The organism is Methylocaldum sp. 14B, assembly GCF_002005105.1.
In the GTDB taxonomy this organism is placed as follows: Bacteria; Pseudomonadota; Gammaproteobacteria; order Methylococcales; family Methylococcaceae; genus Methylocaldum.
Genome location: NZ_MSCV01000005.1, coordinates 35064 through 53380, shown reverse-complemented (window position 1 = coordinate 53380; position 18317 = coordinate 35064). Strand labels below are relative to the sequence as shown.

Annotated in this window: 16 protein-coding genes; 3 read left to right on the top strand and 13 right to left on the bottom strand. The window is 57.9% G+C overall.

Features of this window, described 5'->3' with window-relative positions; translation table 11 throughout:
• Positions 1-281: 281 nt before the first annotated feature.
• Together ftsH and B2A78_RS04920 are read left to right on the top strand one after the other, a co-directional pair.
• Entirely contained in the window at positions 282-2186 is a 1905-nt protein-coding gene (gene ftsH, locus B2A78_RS04925) for an ATP-dependent zinc metalloprotease FtsH (RefSeq protein ID WP_156880361.1), read from the top strand.
• An 82-nt stretch (positions 2187-2268) separates the two neighbouring features.
• Entirely contained in the window at positions 2269-3210 is a 942-nt protein-coding gene (locus B2A78_RS04920; protein WP_077728798.1) for a LysR family transcriptional regulator, read from the top strand.
• An 88-nt stretch (positions 3211-3298) separates the two neighbouring features.
• Here B2A78_RS04920 and B2A78_RS04915 read toward each other — a convergent pair whose 3' ends face one another.
• The 5 genes from B2A78_RS04915 to B2A78_RS04895 form a co-directional block, all read right to left on the bottom strand.
• Positions 3299-5635: a nitric oxide reductase activation protein NorD gene (locus B2A78_RS04915; RefSeq protein ID WP_077728797.1), complete on the bottom strand. Its 2337-nt coding sequence runs from the start codon at positions 5633-5635 to the stop codon at positions 3299-3301.
• 39 nt (positions 5636-5674) lie between these two features.
• Positions 5675-6475 (bottom strand): CbbQ/NirQ/NorQ/GpvN family protein, encoded by an 801-nt coding sequence (locus B2A78_RS04910; RefSeq protein ID WP_077728796.1) that lies wholly within the window; start codon positions 6473-6475, stop codon positions 5675-5677.
• Positions 6476-6488: 13 nt separating this feature from the next.
• Positions 6489-7391 carry an alpha/beta hydrolase gene (locus B2A78_RS04905; RefSeq protein WP_077728795.1) on the bottom strand — a complete coding sequence of 301 codons (903 nt, stop codon included), beginning with the start codon at positions 7389-7391 and terminating at the stop codon, positions 6489-6491.
• A gap of 81 nt (positions 7392-7472) precedes the next feature.
• Positions 7473-7832, bottom strand: a complete 360-nt coding sequence (locus B2A78_RS04900) for a ribulose bisphosphate carboxylase small subunit (protein WP_077728794.1) — start codon at positions 7830-7832, stop codon at positions 7473-7475.
• A 124-nt stretch (positions 7833-7956) separates the two neighbouring features.
• Positions 7957-9378 (bottom strand): form I ribulose bisphosphate carboxylase large subunit, encoded by a 1422-nt coding sequence (locus tag B2A78_RS04895; RefSeq protein ID WP_077728793.1) that lies wholly within the window; start codon positions 9376-9378, stop codon positions 7957-7959.
• A 575-nt stretch (positions 9379-9953) separates the two neighbouring features.
• Between B2A78_RS04895 and B2A78_RS04890 the strand changes: the two genes are divergently transcribed.
• Positions 9954-10637: a VPLPA-CTERM sorting domain-containing protein gene (locus tag B2A78_RS04890; RefSeq protein WP_077728792.1), complete on the top strand. Its 684-nt coding sequence runs from the start codon at positions 9954-9956 to the stop codon at positions 10635-10637.
• A 246-nt stretch (positions 10638-10883) separates the two neighbouring features.
• Here the strand turns inward: B2A78_RS04890 and B2A78_RS25955 are convergent, their stop codons facing one another.
• The 8 genes from B2A78_RS25955 to cutA form a co-directional block, all read right to left on the bottom strand.
• Positions 10884-11684: a zinc-ribbon and DUF3426 domain-containing protein gene (locus B2A78_RS25955; protein WP_077728791.1), complete on the bottom strand. Its 801-nt coding sequence runs from the start codon at positions 11682-11684 to the stop codon at positions 10884-10886.
• Positions 11685-11687: 3 nt separating this feature from the next.
• Positions 11688-12566 carry a 50S ribosomal protein L11 methyltransferase gene (gene prmA / locus B2A78_RS04880; protein ID WP_086134329.1) on the bottom strand — a complete coding sequence of 293 codons (879 nt, stop codon included), beginning with the start codon at positions 12564-12566 and terminating at the stop codon, positions 11688-11690.
• Positions 12566-13912 (bottom strand): acetyl-CoA carboxylase biotin carboxylase subunit, encoded by a 1347-nt coding sequence (gene accC / locus B2A78_RS04875; RefSeq protein ID WP_077728789.1) that lies wholly within the window; start codon positions 13910-13912, stop codon positions 12566-12568. The genes prmA and accC overlap by 1 nt, the downstream gene beginning before the upstream one ends.
• A 50-nt stretch (positions 13913-13962) precedes the next feature.
• Positions 13963-14412 carry an acetyl-CoA carboxylase biotin carboxyl carrier protein gene (accB, locus tag B2A78_RS04870; RefSeq protein WP_077728788.1) on the bottom strand — a complete coding sequence of 150 codons (450 nt, stop codon included), beginning with the start codon at positions 14410-14412 and terminating at the stop codon, positions 13963-13965.
• A gap of 3 nt (positions 14413-14415) precedes the next feature.
• Positions 14416-14859, bottom strand: coding sequence for a type II 3-dehydroquinate dehydratase (aroQ, locus tag B2A78_RS04865; protein WP_077728787.1), 444 nt, complete (start codon positions 14857-14859; stop codon positions 14416-14418).
• A 136-nt stretch (positions 14860-14995) separates the two neighbouring features.
• A complete protein-coding gene (locus B2A78_RS04860) occupies positions 14996-15520 on the bottom strand; it encodes a TlpA disulfide reductase family protein (protein WP_156880356.1) in 525 nt (174 codons plus the stop codon).
• Complete coding sequence (locus tag B2A78_RS04855) at positions 15517-17727, bottom strand: protein-disulfide reductase DsbD (protein WP_240502402.1); 2211 nt, start codon at positions 17725-17727, stop codon at positions 15517-15519. The genes B2A78_RS04860 and B2A78_RS04855 overlap by 4 nt, the downstream gene beginning before the upstream one ends.
• A 258-nt stretch (positions 17728-17985) precedes the next feature.
• Positions 17986-18315 (bottom strand): divalent-cation tolerance protein CutA, encoded by a 330-nt coding sequence (gene cutA / locus B2A78_RS04850; RefSeq protein ID WP_077728920.1) that lies wholly within the window; start codon positions 18313-18315, stop codon positions 17986-17988.
• Positions 18316-18317 lie beyond the last annotated feature (2 nt).

The window sequence follows — 18317 nt, the reverse complement described above, 5'->3', positions numbered from 1 at the left end:
GTCGTCCGCAAACTAATGGCATGGTTAAGCGCTTCAACGGAGGTCCTGCAAAGCCATTGCTTCGATTTCCATCTAGGGCTTGGAATCCGCCCTGCGCCGCTTTATCACGCTTTACAACCATCACATTCTCCAGCGAACCTTGGGATACCTCATCCCGATTCAGGCTCTCAAACACTGGCAAACCGCATCATTTCCGCCTCTTCCATAAAGAGGTTTATAAGCAATAAGCAGGCGGGATTTGACAAGTAAACACCATAACAAACCGATGAGTGGACGAATTAATGAAAAATGCGATTCCGTGGATAATCAGTGCCATTGCACTGGCACTGCTTTTCCTCCATTTTGGTCCCCGCATGCCGGTAGATCCGGGAGTACCTTACTCGCGGTTTATCTCGGACGTACAGGAAGGGCAAGTAAAATACGTGAATATCGATGGTCAGATGATCCGAGGCATGCTCGGAACCGGCGAGAAGTTCACCACTTACAGTCCTGGCGACGACCACCTGGTGGACGACTTGTTGAAGAATCACGTCGAGATCAAGGCTCAGCCGCCGGAATCCCAATCACTGCTGATGCAGATCTTTATCTCGTGGTTCCCGATGTTGCTGCTGATCGCCGTGTGGATTTTCTTCATGCGCCAGATGCAAGGCGGCACGGGCGGAAGGGGGGCTATGTCCTTCGGTAAAAGTCGAGCCCGGCTTATCGAAGAAGATCAAGTCAAGGTGACGTTCGCCGACGTCGCAGGCGTTGAGGAGGCTAAGGAAGATGTCCAGGAGATGGTTGACTTCCTCAAGGACCCGAGCAAGTTCCAGAAGCTGGGTGGCAAAATCCCGCGCGGGGCTCTGATGGTGGGCCCTCCGGGTACCGGTAAGACCTTATTGGCCCGGGCGATTGCCGGAGAGGCCAAGGTTCCGTTCTTCTCCATCTCCGGTTCGGATTTCGTCGAAATGTTCGTGGGCGTGGGCGCCTCCCGCGTACGTGACATGTTCGAAACAGCGAAGAAAAATGCGCCGTGCATCATCTTCATCGATGAAATCGATGCGGTAGGCCGCCATCGCGGTGCCGGTTTGGGCGGCGGTCATGACGAGCGCGAGCAGACCCTTAACCAATTGCTCGTCGAAATGGACGGTTTTGAAGGAAACGAAGGCATCATTGTCATCGCGGCCACCAACCGTCCCGATGTCTTGGATCCTGCGCTATTGCGGCCGGGCCGCTTCGATCGTCAGGTCGTCGTTGGGCTTCCCGACGTTCGGGGCCGCGAGCAGATCTTGAAGGTTCACATGAAGCGAGTGCCGATCGCCGACAACGTCGAGGTTCAATATCTGGCGCGCGGGACGCCCGGCTTCTCCGGCGCGGATCTGGCAAACCTGGTCAACGAAGCGGCGTTGTTCGCGGCCCGTAAGAACAAGCGCAATGTCGACATGGAGGATTTCGAGAAAGCCAAGGACAAAATCCTCATGGGTGTGGAACGCAAGTCCATGGTCATGAGCGACGAAGAGAAGCAACTCACTGCTTATCATGAGGCAGGCCATGCCATCGTAGGACGGCTAGTCCCCGAGCATGACCCCGTATACAAGGTCAGTATCATGCCGCGCGGCCGGGCCCTGGGAATCACCATGTTCTTGCCGGAGCGCGACCAGTACAGTGCGAGTAAGCAGAAATTGGAAAGCCAGATTTCGAGTTTGTTCGGCGGACGTATTGCGGAAGAGATTATTTTCGGCAAGGAACGAGTGACGACCGGCGCTCAGAACGATATCGAGCGCGCCACCACTCTGGCGCGTAACATGGTTACCCGCTGGGGTCTCTCGGAGCGCTTAGGGCCGCTGGCATATAGCGAGGAAGAGGGTGAAGTGTTTTTGGGACGCTCCGTCACGAAACACAAGATGGTGTCCGAGGAAACCGCTCATTTGATCGATGAAGAAATTCGCTCGGTGATCGATCGCAATTACGAGCGTTCGGAGCGTATGCTGCGGGAAAACATGGAAAAGTTGCATCTCATGGCGGAAGCTTTGATCAAGTACGAGACGATTGATCGTTTCCAAATTGACGACATCATGGATGGTAAGGTTCCGCGTCCGCCGCAAAGCTGGGGCGAAGCGCCTCCGAGCGGCGGTGCTACGGGCCTGGGATCGAAGGAGACATCCAAGGGCAAGGGAACTTTCGGCAAGATTGCCGAACAATACTGAAGTCCAATTCCGGCTGGACAGCTGGTTTAAGCTAAGGTATCCAACGGCCGGTCGTATTTAACGACACTAGCAGTTTTCAAACATGTTAAATCTGAGACACCTCGATTTCACCATGCTGCTGGCCTTCGATCTGTTGATGCAGGAACTCAACGTTTCACGGGCCGCCGAAAAGATGTTTATTACCCAGCCGGCCATGAGCCAAATCCTGCAGCGGCTTCGGCAACAGTTCGACGATCCTTTGCTAGTGAGGACACCGACGGGCATGAAGCCCACGGAACGCGCCTCGGCATTGCTCGAGCCCGTCCGCTCGGTCCTGCGAAACGCGGAACATATCCTCAAGTCGCCGGCTCAATTCGATCCTGCTACGAGCCACGAACGATTCATCCTGGCCGGATCGGACTATTTCGAGTTTCTTGTCTTGCCCCGCCTGATCGAGCGGGTGTGCAACCTCGCTCCTCGGATCGAGATTCATGTGCAACGGCCAGACACTGGTTCGCTCGAGGCCCGGTTGCAGAATCAGGAGATCGATTTGATTTTAGGCTTTCAGGCGATGTTGAAGCTGCCGGCGCATTTGAATTGGGTGCGGCTTTTCGATGACACTATAGTTTGCATCGCCCGCCGTGACTATGCTGGTGTTGAAGATGAAATCACTCTGGAGGAATACCTACAAAGGAATCAGTTGCTGATCTCCTCTTGCGATCTGAATGCACAGATTGTCGAACGCTGGCTAATGAAACAGGGTTTGGAGAGACGAGTCGCCGTGGTCGTGCCGAATTTTCTCTCGGCTCCTTTTACCGTCGCAACGACGGACCTTTTGCTTTCGTTACCCCGGCGAATCGCTGAAGCTTGTATCAAGTCCTCGCCATTGAAACTCGTCCAGGTCCCCTTCGGTCTGCCGGCCTATGACTTCGTCGTGGCTTGGCACCCATTGAGAGATAAAGATCCTGCTCATCAATGGTTAAGGGAACAGATCCTCGAGGTCAGTCGGGAAATTGATCTGTGCCCCCTGGATCAGTGGGATTAGGATCGGTCTCCTGGCTCCCGGGAGACCGGGGACTCTGGCGGAATCCAGGCTGGCACGGCTCCGGTCGATCTTATTCGGATAGTGTACATCAGCCGGTCAAACTCACGAACAAGGCCGGCAAGCGCTCCGGCAATCGCTGCACATGATCGACGACAGTGTAGCGATTCGGGCCGAAGATTCTGGATACATATTCGTCCGCTTCGGGGTCTAGAGTGAGGCAATAGCTCGTCACACCCGCGGTCGCCAGTTCTTCCACCGCTTTCTTGGTGTCGAACCGAAGATACTGCGGATCGCGCTCGTCGATGTCCGCCGGTTCGCCGTCCGAAATCAGAAGCAGCAGCTTTTTCTGCTGCGGCTGACGCAGCAGAAACTTTCCGGCGTGGCGGAGCGCCGCTCCCATCCGGGTCGAAAGCCCTCCCTGCATGCCCGCCAGCCGCGCTTTCGCCTGATCGTCGAAGGACTGATCGAAATCCTTGAAACGGTAATACTGCACGTCGTGCCGCCCGTCCGAAGCGAACCCGTGGATGGCGAAGGGATCGCCGATACCGTCGATGGCCCAGGCCAGCAGGGTCGTCGCCTCCCGCGCAAGCTGAATCACGGCGCGATCCGATCCCGGCAGGGTCTCGTTGGTCGACTCCGACAGGTCGAGCAGCACCAGCACCGCCAAATCCCGCGTCTTCCGGATGTAGCGGATATTGATGCGCGGGTCCGGCATCTCACCCATGCGGATGTCGATCATGGCGCGAATGGCGGCGTTGAGATCGATCTCGTCGCCGTCCTCCTGCCGCCGCTGGCGGACCAAACCCCGCGGCTGCAAGGCATCGATGATGTGCTTGAGGCGGCTGGCGACGGGCTTGTACTCCACCAGGATCTGCTCGATCAGTTCCCGGTCTCCTCTAGGCTGCCGTTTTTCCAAAACGGTCGCCCAATTGGGGCGGTGCAACTGTACCTGGTAGTCCCACTCGGGGTAATGATAAGGATCGCTGACCGGCTCCTTGCCTTCCAGTTCATTGATGGTGCAGCCTTCCTGATCCAAATGGAACGGCGTCTCCAGGGTCCAGACCTCCTGGGCATCGTCCCCCGCCAGTTCGCAGTCCACCTCGTTGACCATCTCCATGACCGAAACCTTCCTGCGGACCTGGCGCTCGCTGGCCGGTGCGTATTCCGCCTGTTCCCAGAACTGCTCGGCGAACGCCCAGATGAACCGGTTGTCGTCGCGGTACGGGATAGCCATGCCCTCCAGGATGCGCAACGACGGGAGCGCGAGTCGATCCTTGACCTTGTTATATAGCGTTACACCCAGATCCCAGCTGATTTGGTTGTCATCAGGACGAGCCGCAAAGACTTCCCGGAAGGCCGCTACCGTCTCCCGAATCAGGCTATCCTCGGTTTCGAGTTCCGCATCGAGCAGCGCATGGGCCAAGCGCTCCAAGAAAGACAGAGCGGGATCGCGGCTTTCCCGACCTTCGGCATCCGCCTCATGCAACGGAAGCCAGAGCTGCCGGAGCCCTGGAAACTGCCGGATGGCCAGATGCTCGACACGGGCATCCTCGATCAGACCGATCATGAACATCTGCACCGGATTCAACGCTTCCGCCGAGATCGGCTTCTTGGTGTAGGCGAGATGCGCGGCGGCGTGGGCGCAGGCAGCACGGTACAGCTCCTTGCCGGAAATGCCGCCGTAATCGTCGAAAGCATCGGGCAGGTAGATGACCGGAAACTCGATGAAAGGCTTGAGTCCTTCGCGCGTTTCATAATCGCCGGCCGTCGGGCGCAAATGGAAATCGCGGCCCCACAACGCGCGCAGATAGAAGTTCAGCTTGCGCTGGGTATCGACGAACAGCGTGCCGCGGCGTTCCTTCTGGAGCACCGCGAGGCTGTCCGCCGTTTCGAGACCGAAATATTTGGCCAGGTTTTCGAAATCGCGCCCGTGCGCCTGTGCGCCCCAGAGCGCCCAGCGGCGCAGCCCGCCCAGCGTCAACTTATCGAATAGCTGGTCGAGGTGCTGAAGCATCGGGCGCAATCCGCGTGGTGCTTTCGCCGAAAGCTGATGGACCAGGGCCAGATACTGGCGCAGCAAGTCGGCATCGCCCAGCCGGCTGGCCGCCGTGGGCAGGCTGTCGAACAGCGCGGCGATCACGCCCCCGCTGACCATGGAGGCCAGCTTCATCACCGAGGTCACCACGTCGGGAATGATTTCGTCGCCCACTTCCTTGGCGACCAGGGGCATTTCCTGGATATAGGACACCACCAGTTCGGACCCGCGTCCCAGTTCCGAAAGCACGCGGGCACCCTCGATATAATTGCGCAAGCCGCCCGGCGACATCACCCGCCCCGCTTCGTGGAAGCTGGCCTCTAGGGTGTCCTTGATATGCGGCTCGACCCGCTCCAGGTATTCGCGGTAGTCTTCCAGGTTGATGCTCATGGCTCGCCTCGTCTTGCCCCGCAGCGGCTTAGTCCTTTTTTAGAAAAACGTAGCAACCGCTGCGTCCAGAGTATCCCGCATGTCCGGATCATCGGTCAGGGGGCGAACCAAGGTCATCTGACATGCCGCCCTCGGTTCGACGCCCTTCGCGATCAGCTGCCCCGCATACACTAGAAGACGCGTCGAAATTCCCTCGTCCAAACCATGGCCCTTGAGATTGCGGGCTCGATGAGCAATCTGCACCAGCTTCTCTGCGGTTTTCGGGTCGACGCCGGTTTCGTGGGAAATCACTTCGGTTTCCACTTCGGTCTTCGGGTAATTGAAATCCAGGGCGCCGAAGCGTTGCTTGGTGGATTGCTTCAAGTCCTTCAAAAGGTTTTGATAGCCGGGATTGTAGGAAATGACCAACTGGAAATCGGGATGCGCATGCACCAACTCGCCTTTCTTGTCGAGCGGCATGGTCCGGCGATGATCGGTCAAAGGGTGTATGACCACCGTCGTGTCCTGGCGCGCTTCGACCACCTCGTCCAGGTAACAAATCGCACCGATCCTGGCCGCCGTGGTCAATGGCCCGTCCTGCCAGCGCGTGCCGGTGGCGTCGAGCAGGAAACGTCCAATCAGGTCGGAGGCCGTCATGTCCTCGTTGCAGGCGACGGTAATCAACGGCCGCTTCAGCTTCCAAGCCATGAACTCGATGAAACGGGTCTTGCCGCAACCGGTCGGGCCTTTCAGCATGACCGGCATCCGCGCGGCATAGGCGGCCTCGAATAACTCGATCTCGTTAGAGACCGGCCGGTAATAGGGTTGTTCTTCGATAAAATACTGTTCGGAGATGGTCATCGCTCAATCCTCTTCACGGATTTCCACGTTTTATCGACTCGATTAACGTTTTGATAATTTCGTCCGCACGGTTTATCGGCAGAGAAAAATGGCCCTCGCCCGGAAATGTAAAAACCTGAGCGTGGGGAAGTCGTTCGGCGAGCGCCAGCGTGTGGGATAACGGCACGGTAACATCCGCTTCGCCGTGCCAGAACGTAGTCGGCATTCGGATCTGCGCGAGGTCAATCCCCCAGTCGTGAGCATACAAAATCATGTCCTGTACTGCTCCCTCCCCGCCCGAACGCAAGGCCTCCCGCACCGAGGCGCAGAGGGCCGCTTTAATCTCCGGGCGCGTCAAGGTCGACCGGTCGGAAGCCGGACTGCCTAAAGCCAGTAGAGACAGCGCCACTTCGGGGCTTCGGAAAATCAGGCGTCCGAGGAACTCTCCGTAAATCAAACGCAGCATCCGGGGTGCGCTACGGGCCGCGCCGAATCCGAACCGTGCCGGCCAATGCATAGCCTGCGTCGCTTCCGGATCTTCCAATAGCCCGAGACCGCAGATGATCCCGACCGCCTGTACCCGGTCCGGCAGCTGCGCGGCGAGGGCCAGCCCGTAAGGTCCCCCGCCGGACGTGCCCAGCACTGAGAACCGTTCGATGCCGAGATAATCAGCCAATTGAGCGACGTCGTCAGCCCAACTCCCGATAGTGCGCGCCGGCTTCAAATCCGACAGTCCGTAGCCGGGACGATCGGGGGCGATAATGCGTGCCCGCTGACGTTCGGCCGCCTGCGCAATGAGGACGCTCTCCAGCCGGGAGGCGGGGAACCCGTGGCAGTAGACGACCGGCATTCCGCCGGGATCACCGACCTCGGCGAAGCCGAGCCTGCGCCCGTCTTTGAGCGTAACGCTCCGATCAAGTCGCTTGCTTAAGTCCATACCTTTTTGAATCGCCATCTCGAAAAAAAGCCCCGGCCTGCATTCACAGAACGGGGCTTTCGAACCTAAGCCTGGCTGCGCCTAGGCTTTGATCGGCCCCCGGTAAATCACCATGGCAGCGCCTTGCGACTGCTTGAAGTTGTCGTAGCCGACCAACCGCACATGGTTGTTCGGATGCGCCTTATGACAGGCCTCCGCTTCCGCCAGAATACGGTCCACATCGGTTTCGCCGAACATCGGCAACTTCCACATATACCAGTAGTGGTCGAAGGCGTTCTCCGGTTCGGTATGCTCGATGGCCGGATTCCAGCCCTTGCTGACGATGTATTCCACCTGTTTTCGGATATTGGCGGCGTCCATCGGCGGCAAATAGGAGAAAGTTTCGAATTTTCGGCTCGAAACATCGGTCAGGCTGGATTTGTAATCTTGCATTTCACTCATGATTGTTCCAATCCTCGTTCATTGATCGCTTGAGCAATCCCTTCCCGTTTCAGAGGGGACTGCTTTCTAGCGACGTTCGGTTCTTCAACGGTATCGCTTCAAATCAGTCGGACTGTCCGGGCGATTACTTGTGCGCCACGTCGAGTTTGTCAACCGTATCGAACTCGAACTTGATTTCCTTCCAGGTTTCCAATGCAGCCTTGAGCTCGGGGCTGTCCTTGGCCGCGGATGTCAGAATCTCCTTGCCTTCTTTCTCGAGCTGACGGCCCTGGTTGCGGGCTTCGACGCAAGCTTCCAGAGCAACGCGGTTGGCTGCGGCGCCCGCCGCGTTGCCCCACGGATGGCCGAGAGTACCGCCGCCGAACTGGAACACGGCGTCATCGCCGAAAATCGACAACAGCGCCGGCATGTGCCAGACATGGATACCGCCCGAAGCGACGGCGAACGCTCCCGGCATGGCGCCCCAATCCTGATCGAAGAAGATGCCTCTAGAGCGGTCCTCCTTGATGTAGCGCTCGCGAAGCAGATCGATCCAGCCCAAGGTGGACGCCCGATCGCCTTCCAGCTTGCCGACGACGGTGCCGGTGTGCAGGTGATCGCCGCCCGATAGTCTCAGAATCTTGGTCAACACACGGAAATGGATGCCATGATTCGGGTTGCGGTCGATCACGGCGTGCATGGCACGGTGGATATGCAGGAGAACGCCGTTGTCGCGGCACCAGTTGGCAAGACCCGTATTGGCGCAGAACCCTCCGGTAATGTAGTCGTGCATGATGATGGGCGCACCGATTTCCTTGGCGTATTCCGCACGCTTGTACATTTCTTCCGGGGTCGGCGCGGTCACGTTCAGGTAATGGCCCTTGCGTTCCCCCGTTTCGCGCTCCGCCTTATGGATGGCTTCCATGACGAAATCGAAGCGTTGCTTCCAGCGCATGAACGGCTGGCTGTTTACGTTCTCGTCATCCTTGGTGAAGTCCAGGCCGCCGCGCAGGCACTCGTAAACCGCGCGTCCGTAGTTCTTCGCGGACAGCCCCAGTTTCGGCTTGATGGTGCAGCCCAAGAGCGGGCGGCCGTACTTGTTCATGATGTCGCGCTCGACCTGAATGCCGTGGGGCGGACCGCCGCAGGTCATCACATAAGCGATTGGGAAGCGCACGTCTTCCAGGCGCAATCCGCGGACGGCCTTGAAGCCGAACACGTTGCCGACCAGAGAAGTGAAAACGTTTACCACCGACCCTTCCTCGAACAGATCGATCGGATAAGCGATGAAGGCATAGAACTGCTCGTCGCTGCCCGGAACGTCTTCGATGCGGTAGGCGCGGCCTTTGTAATAGTCGAGATCGGTCAGAAGGTCGGTCCAAACCGTAGTCCAGGTGCCGGTGGACGATTCTGCGGCGACTGCCGCTGCCGCTTCCTCGCGAGGCACGCCAGGCTGAGGCGTAATTTTGAATACGGCCAAGATATCGGTATCCGCCGGGGTGTAATCCGGCATCCAGTAGGTCTCGCGGTATTCTTTTACGCCCGCGCTATAGGTCTTTACAGCCATACTTTCCTCCTACCACATCTGTGGATTGTTCTCAGGAATGTTTTTCTGGTCCTACTTGGACCGCAAATCGTATTGTCCTTTCACAGCGAGGAACTATAAGCCGTTCCGTTCATAAAAAAAATTCAGTTGTTATGATTACTGTAATAAGACTTACTTATACTAAATGACCAACGTTTGGAGCCCTGACACAAAGGAATGCCCCACGGTCGCCGGATAGAATAAGCCAAGAACTTTCGGCGCTCCAAGGAAGATTTGCCCGATTCGGACGCGAATCGGCTGTTGTCTCAAACGGCGCACACCGCCCAATCGCTTCGCCTTCGTTCCGTCGCCTCCTCCCTCGGAATACAACTTCAACCGTCGAAACCGGCTTCCCGCTCTCTCAAATGCTTCGAAGGCATCCGTCGCAAACGTGAGACGGAACGTAAAACCTTGCTCACAATCGGGAACTCTGGCGATTCAAGTGCGTCAACACCGTTACGGGCTCACGCTCGTAACCGGGATCAGGGATAGTCCGGATAGACCCGGTTTGTATCCGCCCACCGAATTGGCCAAACTGGATTTTCAAGGAGAGAATCATGAGACTCGCACCGCTTTATTTGGGAGCGGCATTGGCCGTGACGGGCCAATCCCAGGCAGCATCCTATTTCCTGGACCAAACGAACATCGACCAAGCCCCCTTTACCGACGGAACGAATTACTTGACGGTGAATGTGGGCACATCGGGGAACGATGTTACCTTTGACGTCGATGCACTGAATGATCCGGGCCAGCCATTTGCGGACAAGGAATTATCCAATTTCGGCATCCAATCGTTCGGGTTCAATCTGGCAAACGGAACCAGCTTGGAATCGGACAATATCACCGGTTTACCCGCCGGCTGGAACGTCGATTTCAACCGGACACTAAACGGATTCGGCAGATTCGACGTAGTCGTGTCGGGCACCGGGAGTAACCGCCAGGAGCCGCTCAGCTTTAGCATCACCGACATCAACGGCGATACGCCCGACTCTTACCACGCCCCCTCTACCGGAACTGCGGACCAAGGAAACGCTTGGTACGCCGCCCACGTGACGGACTTTTCAGGCCCCGAACCGGCCATGAACGGCAACCAGAACGGCGAGATCACGAGCGGCTATTTCGGCGGCGGCGACGGCCCGGGAGTAGCGCCGTCGCCCGTTCCGGTTCCCGGCGCGGTCTGGCTGTTCGGCTCGGCCATCGCCGGGCTGGGCCTGATCTCAAGACGTTCCCGCAAAATCTAAAGACTCGGGCTCGCATTCCGAGGTCCGTGTTTCAAGAGGATGCTAGCCAAGCGGCTGAAATAAGCCCATTTAATGCCGCCTGCCCGAAATTTAGCGGAGTGCCGATTTCTTTTCATTTCCAGGCAGGCGGCCTCGCCCATCAACAGCAAGGCTCGGGCTCGACTCACCCGTTTGCCTGTGCGCATTCTTGCAGCTGATTTGACGTCCGATAGCTATTTCGCTATCGGAAAGCATGAAAGACCCGGATCAGAGCAGTTCGAACGTGAAGCCGCCCACGTCGTTAGTGGGTTTGGCCAATAGCAAGCGAATTTCAAACGGTTTGCCGACAGGCATCAGCGAGGTTTTTTCCCCTTCGGGAAGATATTCCGCAGGCGTGAATATCCGCTCCGCCACCGGGCTTCCGTTGAGTTCGGTGAGAACCAGCTTCAGATTGGGGAGCATTTGCGGCAAGTTGGACTGATTCGCAAAGACGAGTTGGAATTCCAGTGCGTCATCGCGGGTCGAGTCCGGCCGCAAGGCGCGATCGAAAATCTGGATGCGGCGCACGTCTTTATAGGGCGGCAAAGAACAGTCGATCGTCTTGCAGGCCATGTCCAGCCAGGGACGCAGTCGTGCGCTCTGTACTATTCTGTCTCCTTCGAAAATGACCAGTTGAGCAATCAGGAGACCCAGCAGCCCGAACACGCCCAGCCCCCACAAAGCACCCGGCGTTACCGAGGACGGACCGGACTTTCCTTTGCCATGGCCTGCCCGAGCTTCCCCGTCAAACGCCTTGCTTTTGTGCTCGGTCCCCGATTGCTCGCCACCCGACTCCTCGGACAGCTCCCGCTCGAATTTTCGGAGGAGGACCGCTTCTCGATCTCCCAAAACCGGAGGTCTGGCTTGAGGCGTGTCCTCCGGAACCGCATCCTTCACGGCTTGCCCCAAGGATACTAAGACGTTGAAAACGATATGGCAGCGGTCGCAAAGCGCTTCTCCGCGTCCAGCCCGTAATTGGCCGACGCTGATGCGGTATGCGGTCTTACACTCGGGACAGCGGGTAAACACGATTCAACCTCGAAGCTTGGCGCCGGTAAGCAATGCCCATTCCTCGCGAACCACGGGGGGAGAGAAATCGAACTGCGACGCGTAGGCCGCGCGGACGTTTTCGACCTGCGTCGCCAAAATACCGGACAATGCCAAACTCCCGCCGGGCCGGACTTTTTCGCTGATTTCCGCCGCCAGTTCGATCAAAGGCGTAGCCAAAATGTTGGCGACCAGCACATCAGCGCGGACAGCGGCAAGCTCGCGCGGATACCCGAGGGCCAACCTGTCCTCCACGCCGTTCTTGCGCGCGTTTTCGTCCGAGGCGGTGAGCGCCTGGGGATCGATATCCACGCCATAGGCTTTCGCCGCACCCAGCTTCAATGCAGCCACAGCCAGAACTCCCGATCCGCAGCCGTAATCGATCACGGTCTTGCCTGCGAGATCCTGGCCGTCCAGCCATTCGAGGCAAAGCGCTGTCGTGGGATGAGTGCCGGTTCCGAAAGCCAAGCCGGGATCGAGCACTATGTTGACGGCCTCGGGTTCCGGCGGCTCGAAGCCGGTCGGACAAATCCAGAGCCTCTGGCCGAAGCGCATCGGCTGAAAATGATCCAGCCACGCTCTCTCCCATACACGGTCTTCCAAATCCTCGAGCTGATATTGAAGTACTCGCTCGCCGAATTGGTTCGCGACCGAGTTCCGTATGCGATTGGTATTGGCGTCGGCATCGAATAACCCGATCACTTTAGTCTGCCGCCAAACCGGCGTCTCCCCCGGCTTGGGTTCGAACAGAGGCTGGTCGCCGGCATCTTCGAAGCTGACGGAAACGGCGCCGAGATTCGACAAAAGATCGGAAACCGGCTCCGCCAAAGATTCATCGACCGTAATCGCCAGCTGACGCCACATCAGTGTTTCAATCCGAGCTTCTGCTCCAAATAATGGATATTCTGCCCGCCGGCATTAAAAGCCGCATCGTTGATGATATCGAGCAACAAAGGAATATTGCACTTGATACCGCCGATGACCATTTCCTGAAGCGCCATGCGGGCACGCGCGATAGCCCCGCTCCGGGTCTCGCCGTGGGCGATGAGCTTGCCGATCATCGAGTCGTAATAAGGCGGTACCCGATAGCCGTTATAGATATGCGTTTCGACCCGGATTCCAGGACCTCCGGGCATATGGAACTGCTCGATCACGCCGGGGCTCGGGATAAAACTTTGCGGATCCTCGGCGTTGATCCGGCACTCAATGGCATGGCCCCGCATCTGAACATCCTCCTGCCTGATCGCCAATACCTCGCCGGCGGCAATGCGAAGCTGCTCCTTGACGATATCGAAGCCCGTCACCATTTCCGTCACCGGATGTTCCACCTGTACCCGGGTATTCATCTCGATGAAATAAAACTGGCCGTCCTGGTAAAGAAACTCGAAGGTTCCGGCGCCCAGATAGCCGATTTCCTGACAGGCTCTGACGCAACGCTCACCAATTTGGCGACGCTGCTCCTCGGTAATGCCGGGCGCCGGCGCCTCTTCGACGACTTTCTGATGCCGACGCTGAGTGGAGCAATCGCGCTCGCCCAGATGAACCACATTCCCGTGTCCGTCGGCAATCACTTGGACCTCGATATGCCGCGGATTTTCCAGGAACTTCTCCATATAGACCATGTCGTTGCCGAATGCCGCCGCGGCCTCTCCTCGAGTCAGCGTGATGGCGCTCGGGAGATTCGCCTCGCTGTGGACGACCCGCATGCCGCGTCCTCCACCGCCGCCCGCCGCCTTGATGATGACCGGAAAACCGATTCGGCGGGCGACTTTCAGGTTTTCGTCGTGATTTTCGCTCAAAGGGCCATCCGAGCCGGGCAAACACGGGATACCCGCTTTTTTCATGGCCTCGATGGCAGACACCTTGTCTCCCATGAGCCGGATGGTCTCCGGACGAGGGCCGATGAAAATGAAACCGCTTTGGATCACTTTTTCCGCGAAGTCGGCGTTCTCCGACAAAAACCCGTAACCGGGATGGATAGCCACCGAATCGGTGACTTCGGCGGAGCTGATGATAGCCGGAATGTTGAGATAGCTTTCCTTCGACGGCGCAGGACCGATGCACACGGACTCGTCGGCGAGCCGCACGTGCTTTAGGTCGCGATCGGCCTCGGAATGCACGGCCACGGCTTTGATACCGAGTTCGCGGCAAGCACGAAGAATGCGCAGGGCGATCTCGCCCCTGTTGGCGATGAGAACTTTACCGAGCATGAACTGACACCTGGTGGATGGGCCGAATTAGAAGCAACAGCGATAAGCCGTTACTCGATGACGAACAAGGGCTGGTTGTATTCCACCGGTTGGGCGTTTTCCACCAGCACCTTTGCGATCACACCGGCTTTGTCCGCCTCGATCTGATTCAGAATCTTCATCGCCTCGATGATGCAGAGCGTATCGCCTACTTCCACGCGCTGGCCGACCTCGACGAAAGCCTTCGCTCCTGGCGAGGGCGAACGGTAAAAGGTTCCCACCATGGGCGATCGGACGATGTGCCCGGTCAGTTTATCCGCCGTCGCCTCGGCCGACTGAGGCGCTGCGGTCGGCTGTGGCGCAACGGCCGGCGCAGCAGCCTGCAATACCTGCACCGGTTGCGGCGCCGTACTGCTGTACCGACTAATGCGTACCGATTCCTCCCCTTCGCGAATCTCGATTTCGGCAATGCCCGACTCTTCGATCATTTCGATGAGCTTTTTTATTTTTCTAATATCCATGTTTTAGCCTGTTTTTAGGATGTGTATGGCGGCAGTCAAGGCGAGCTCATAACCGAGCGCGCCGAATCCGCAAATAACGCCTTTGGCGATATCGGATAAATATGAGTGTTTGCGGAAAGGCTCCCGCGCGTGAACGTTGGATAAATGGACTTCAATGAAAGGAATGCGGGTTGCAAGAAACGCATCTCGAAGCGCGATACTGGTATGCGTGTAAGCTCCCGGATTGATGAGTATGAAGTCGATGGATTCCCTGAACGCCTGGTGGATACGGTCTATAAGCTCGTGCTCGGCATTGCTCTGGAAAAAATCCAGATGGCAACCCAGCGCTTGCGCCTTGGAGTCCAGTGCAGACTCGATGTCGCCAAGCGTTTGACTGCCGTATAACCCCGGCTCGCGAAACCCAAGCAAATTGAGATTCGGGCCGTTGAGCACAAGGATGTTTGCCATATTACGAGAGCAGCCCCGTTTCCGATTACCGCAGAAGCCGAAAAACCGCGGCTATTTTGCCGAAATGCGCAAAATCTGTCCACAAATGAAGGATTTCGCTTACATTCGACGCAGTTAGCGCGTTTTGGCGGAAAGGTCAATGAAGCAGCGCTTCGAGAACCTTCATGAGCTGCTCTCTCGAGAATGGCCCCGTATGGGCGTCCACCTGCTGGCCGGCACGGTCGAAAACGGCGGAGAACGGCAAGACGTTAAGCCGGTTTCCGAGACTCTCCGCCCAGGCGGCGGCACGTTCGTCACCCAGCCATATCGGATAGTTGACCGGCGTCTCTCTTAAGAAGTCCTGCACGGCTTCCGATTCGTCTATGGCAATGCCGACGAACTGGACGCCCTTGTCGCCCAATTCCGTCTGCAATCGGACGAACTCCGGCATCTCCTCCCGGCAGGGGGCGCACCAGGTCGCCCAGAAGTTGAGTACGACGATCTTGCCTTTCAATTCGGCGATATCGTGCGGATTGCCATCGAGATCCCTGAGCGTCACAGGCTCCGGAGGCGCCCCATTCCTCGGGGCTGTCGACTCTCCGCTCAGCCAGCTTTGGGCGAGAATGCCGAGAAGAAGCGCGGCCAATGCGAGCAATCCGTAGAGAAACTTTGTCGATTTCACTGCAACGCCCTTTGCAAATGTCCCAAAAATTCATCCGCATTCATATAGCCGACCACGCGGAACGATTTCCGCTCCTCCCGATCAGGTCCGAAGAACAGCGTCGCCGGCGGACCGATGAGACCAAAGCGTTGCAAGAGCGCCTGATCGTCCGCGGAATTTTGCGTGACATCGGCCTGCAGCAATACCACGTTGCTGAGCGCATTCTGTACTTTGGGATCGGCGAAGGTATAGCGCTCCATTTCCTTACAGGAGATGCACCAATCGGCATAGAAATCCAGCATGACCCACTTTCCGGCGACCTCGGCCGCCGCCACCTGCTGATTCAGGTCGTCAATGGTCCTGACCTTTCGGAACGCGATCGACTGCGGCGACGCCTTGGCCGTCGCCGCAGAGATCCCGCGCAACGGCTGTAGCGGGTCGGTGCTGTCCGAAGCGACGCCGATCAACAGCAGCACCCCGTACGTAAGCATGACGATGCCCACGCCCTTCCACAGTCTGCGCCATCCGGAGGCCGGATGAGGCAAGGCATCCAGGGCGCCGAGGTAAATGGCCGGAATGATCAGCAGCAGTGCCCAAAGGAACATGGATACGGCGGCGGGCAGAATACGTTCGAGCAGCCAAACCGCGATCGCCAAAAGACCCACGCCGAAAGCGGCCTTCACCGCATTCATCCAGGTCCCGGCCTTGGGCAGCAACTTGCCTGCCGATGCGCCAATGGCCAGCAAGGGGATACCCATACCCAAGCCCAGCGCGAACAAAGCCAGCCCGCCAAGCACCGCATCGCCGGTCTGGCCGATATAGATTAGCGCGCCGGCCAGGGGCGCCGCCACGCACGGCCCGACGATCAAGGCGGAAAGTGCGCCCATGATCGCCGCTCCAGTCAGAGTGCCGCCGCGTTGCTGATTGCTGATGGAAACCACGCGGGATTGGATGAATTCGGGCATTTGCAGCGTATAAACGCCGAACATCGACAAGGCCAGCAGCACGAACAAAGCGCTGAATGCCACGATGACTTCGGGCTTTTGAAACAGAATCTGAAGATTGCTGCCGAACAGCCCGGCCAAAACGCCGAAGACGGTATAAGCAAACGCCGAAGCCAATACGTAGCTGAGGGACAACATGAAAGCCCGGCCGGTCGTGATCGTGTGGCCATTCCCGACGATGATGCCCGACAGAATCGGGATCATCGGAAAAATACAGGGCGTGAACGCCAGCAGCAGCCCGAACCCGAGAAAACTGAGAACCGTCGCCCAGGGGGAATCGCTTTGCAGCGCGAAGGCGATTCGGTCCTGCTCCGATACCGGCTCGGCAGGATTTGCTACCGACGCGATTTTTCCGGTACCACCGGCCGGCAAATCCAGGCTCGCGGTTTTCTGCATCGGCGGGTAGCACACACCCTTCTCCGCGCAGCCCTGATAATTCGCCTGCAACTGAATATTGACCGGCTTGCCATCGGCACGCGACAGCGGAACGGCAAAACCGACTTCCCGATGGAATACCTCCACCGCCCCGAACTCTTCGTCGTGCTTGGGTTCGCCGTGCGGAATCTCATAGCTCCCGAGCTTTACCCCGCTCTCGCCGAGCAAGGCCAGCTTGAATTTTTCCCGGTAAAGATAATACCCGTCGGCAATCTGCCAGCTCACCCACAGCGTACCAGCATCCTTGACCTCGGCGAAGAAACGGAACGCCTCATCCGGGGGCAGCAAATCGACGGGCTGGGTTTTCACGCCCAGCGATTTGAAGGCTTCGGCCAATTTTCCGAGCGAATCGGTCTTGGCACCGCCTGCGCCAGTCGGAGGCCACGCCACGTTCACCGTCCGCTTGTACGGCGGATAGCATACTCCGGCATCGGCACAGCCCTGCGAGGTTACGTCGAGAGCCAGTGCATCGGCGGTGCCGCCGCTCCGCATCAACGGAAGACGGATATCGACGTGCCCGCGATAAATCTCCATCTCGCCGAAAAATTCGTCGTGTTTGGTTTCTCCCTTCGGAAAAACCGGCTCGCCCAAATCGACGCCCGAAGTCTTGGACGCGAACTTGAATTTTTGCCGGTACAGATAATAGCCGTCCGCGATGTCGAATCCGACCAAGGCCTCATCGCCCTCGATCTTTGCCGATGCCCGGAAAGCCTGTTCGGGTGGCAGAAGCTCTTCGCTGCTGATGGCCCAAACCGTACCTGTCCAGGCCGGCAAAAAGATAAACAACAACCCAAAAACCCACTCGCGGAACCAAAGGTATATGCACACGTTTGCAAAGCCGTCATTCCGGCATGGATTGCCGGAATCCAGAACACAGGGATGTGAAAGGCCTTTGCCATCCTTGGCGCCTGGACCCCGGCACTCCCTGCCGGGGTGACGATCTGTGTAGATACCTTTGTCGGGGAACTGCGGCATAACAAAATCACTCAGTAGGAAGAAGGTCGGGGATGCGGACTCTGTCCGGAAGCAATCTGTCCGGACGGTCCATCAATTTTCGGGGGGCAGCCATCTGCTGATCCAATCGAGGTACGCGGTCGAACCATGCAGTATGGAGACCGCAATGAATTCGGGAAGTTCGTACGGGTGTTTCTCGCGCACAAAGACTTCCAATGCTTCCAAAGAAGCCGTTTCGGTCTTCATCAGGAGGAGATGCTCCTGAGCCGTTTCTATCTTGCCTTCCCAAGGATAAACGGATGTCAGTCCGGGAACGATGTTGGCGCAGGTGACCAGGCGTTCGGCGACCGCCGCCCTAGCCAACGTCTCCGCGGTGTTCGCATCCGGACAAGTGCACAAAACTAGACAGTATTGGGTAGACATGG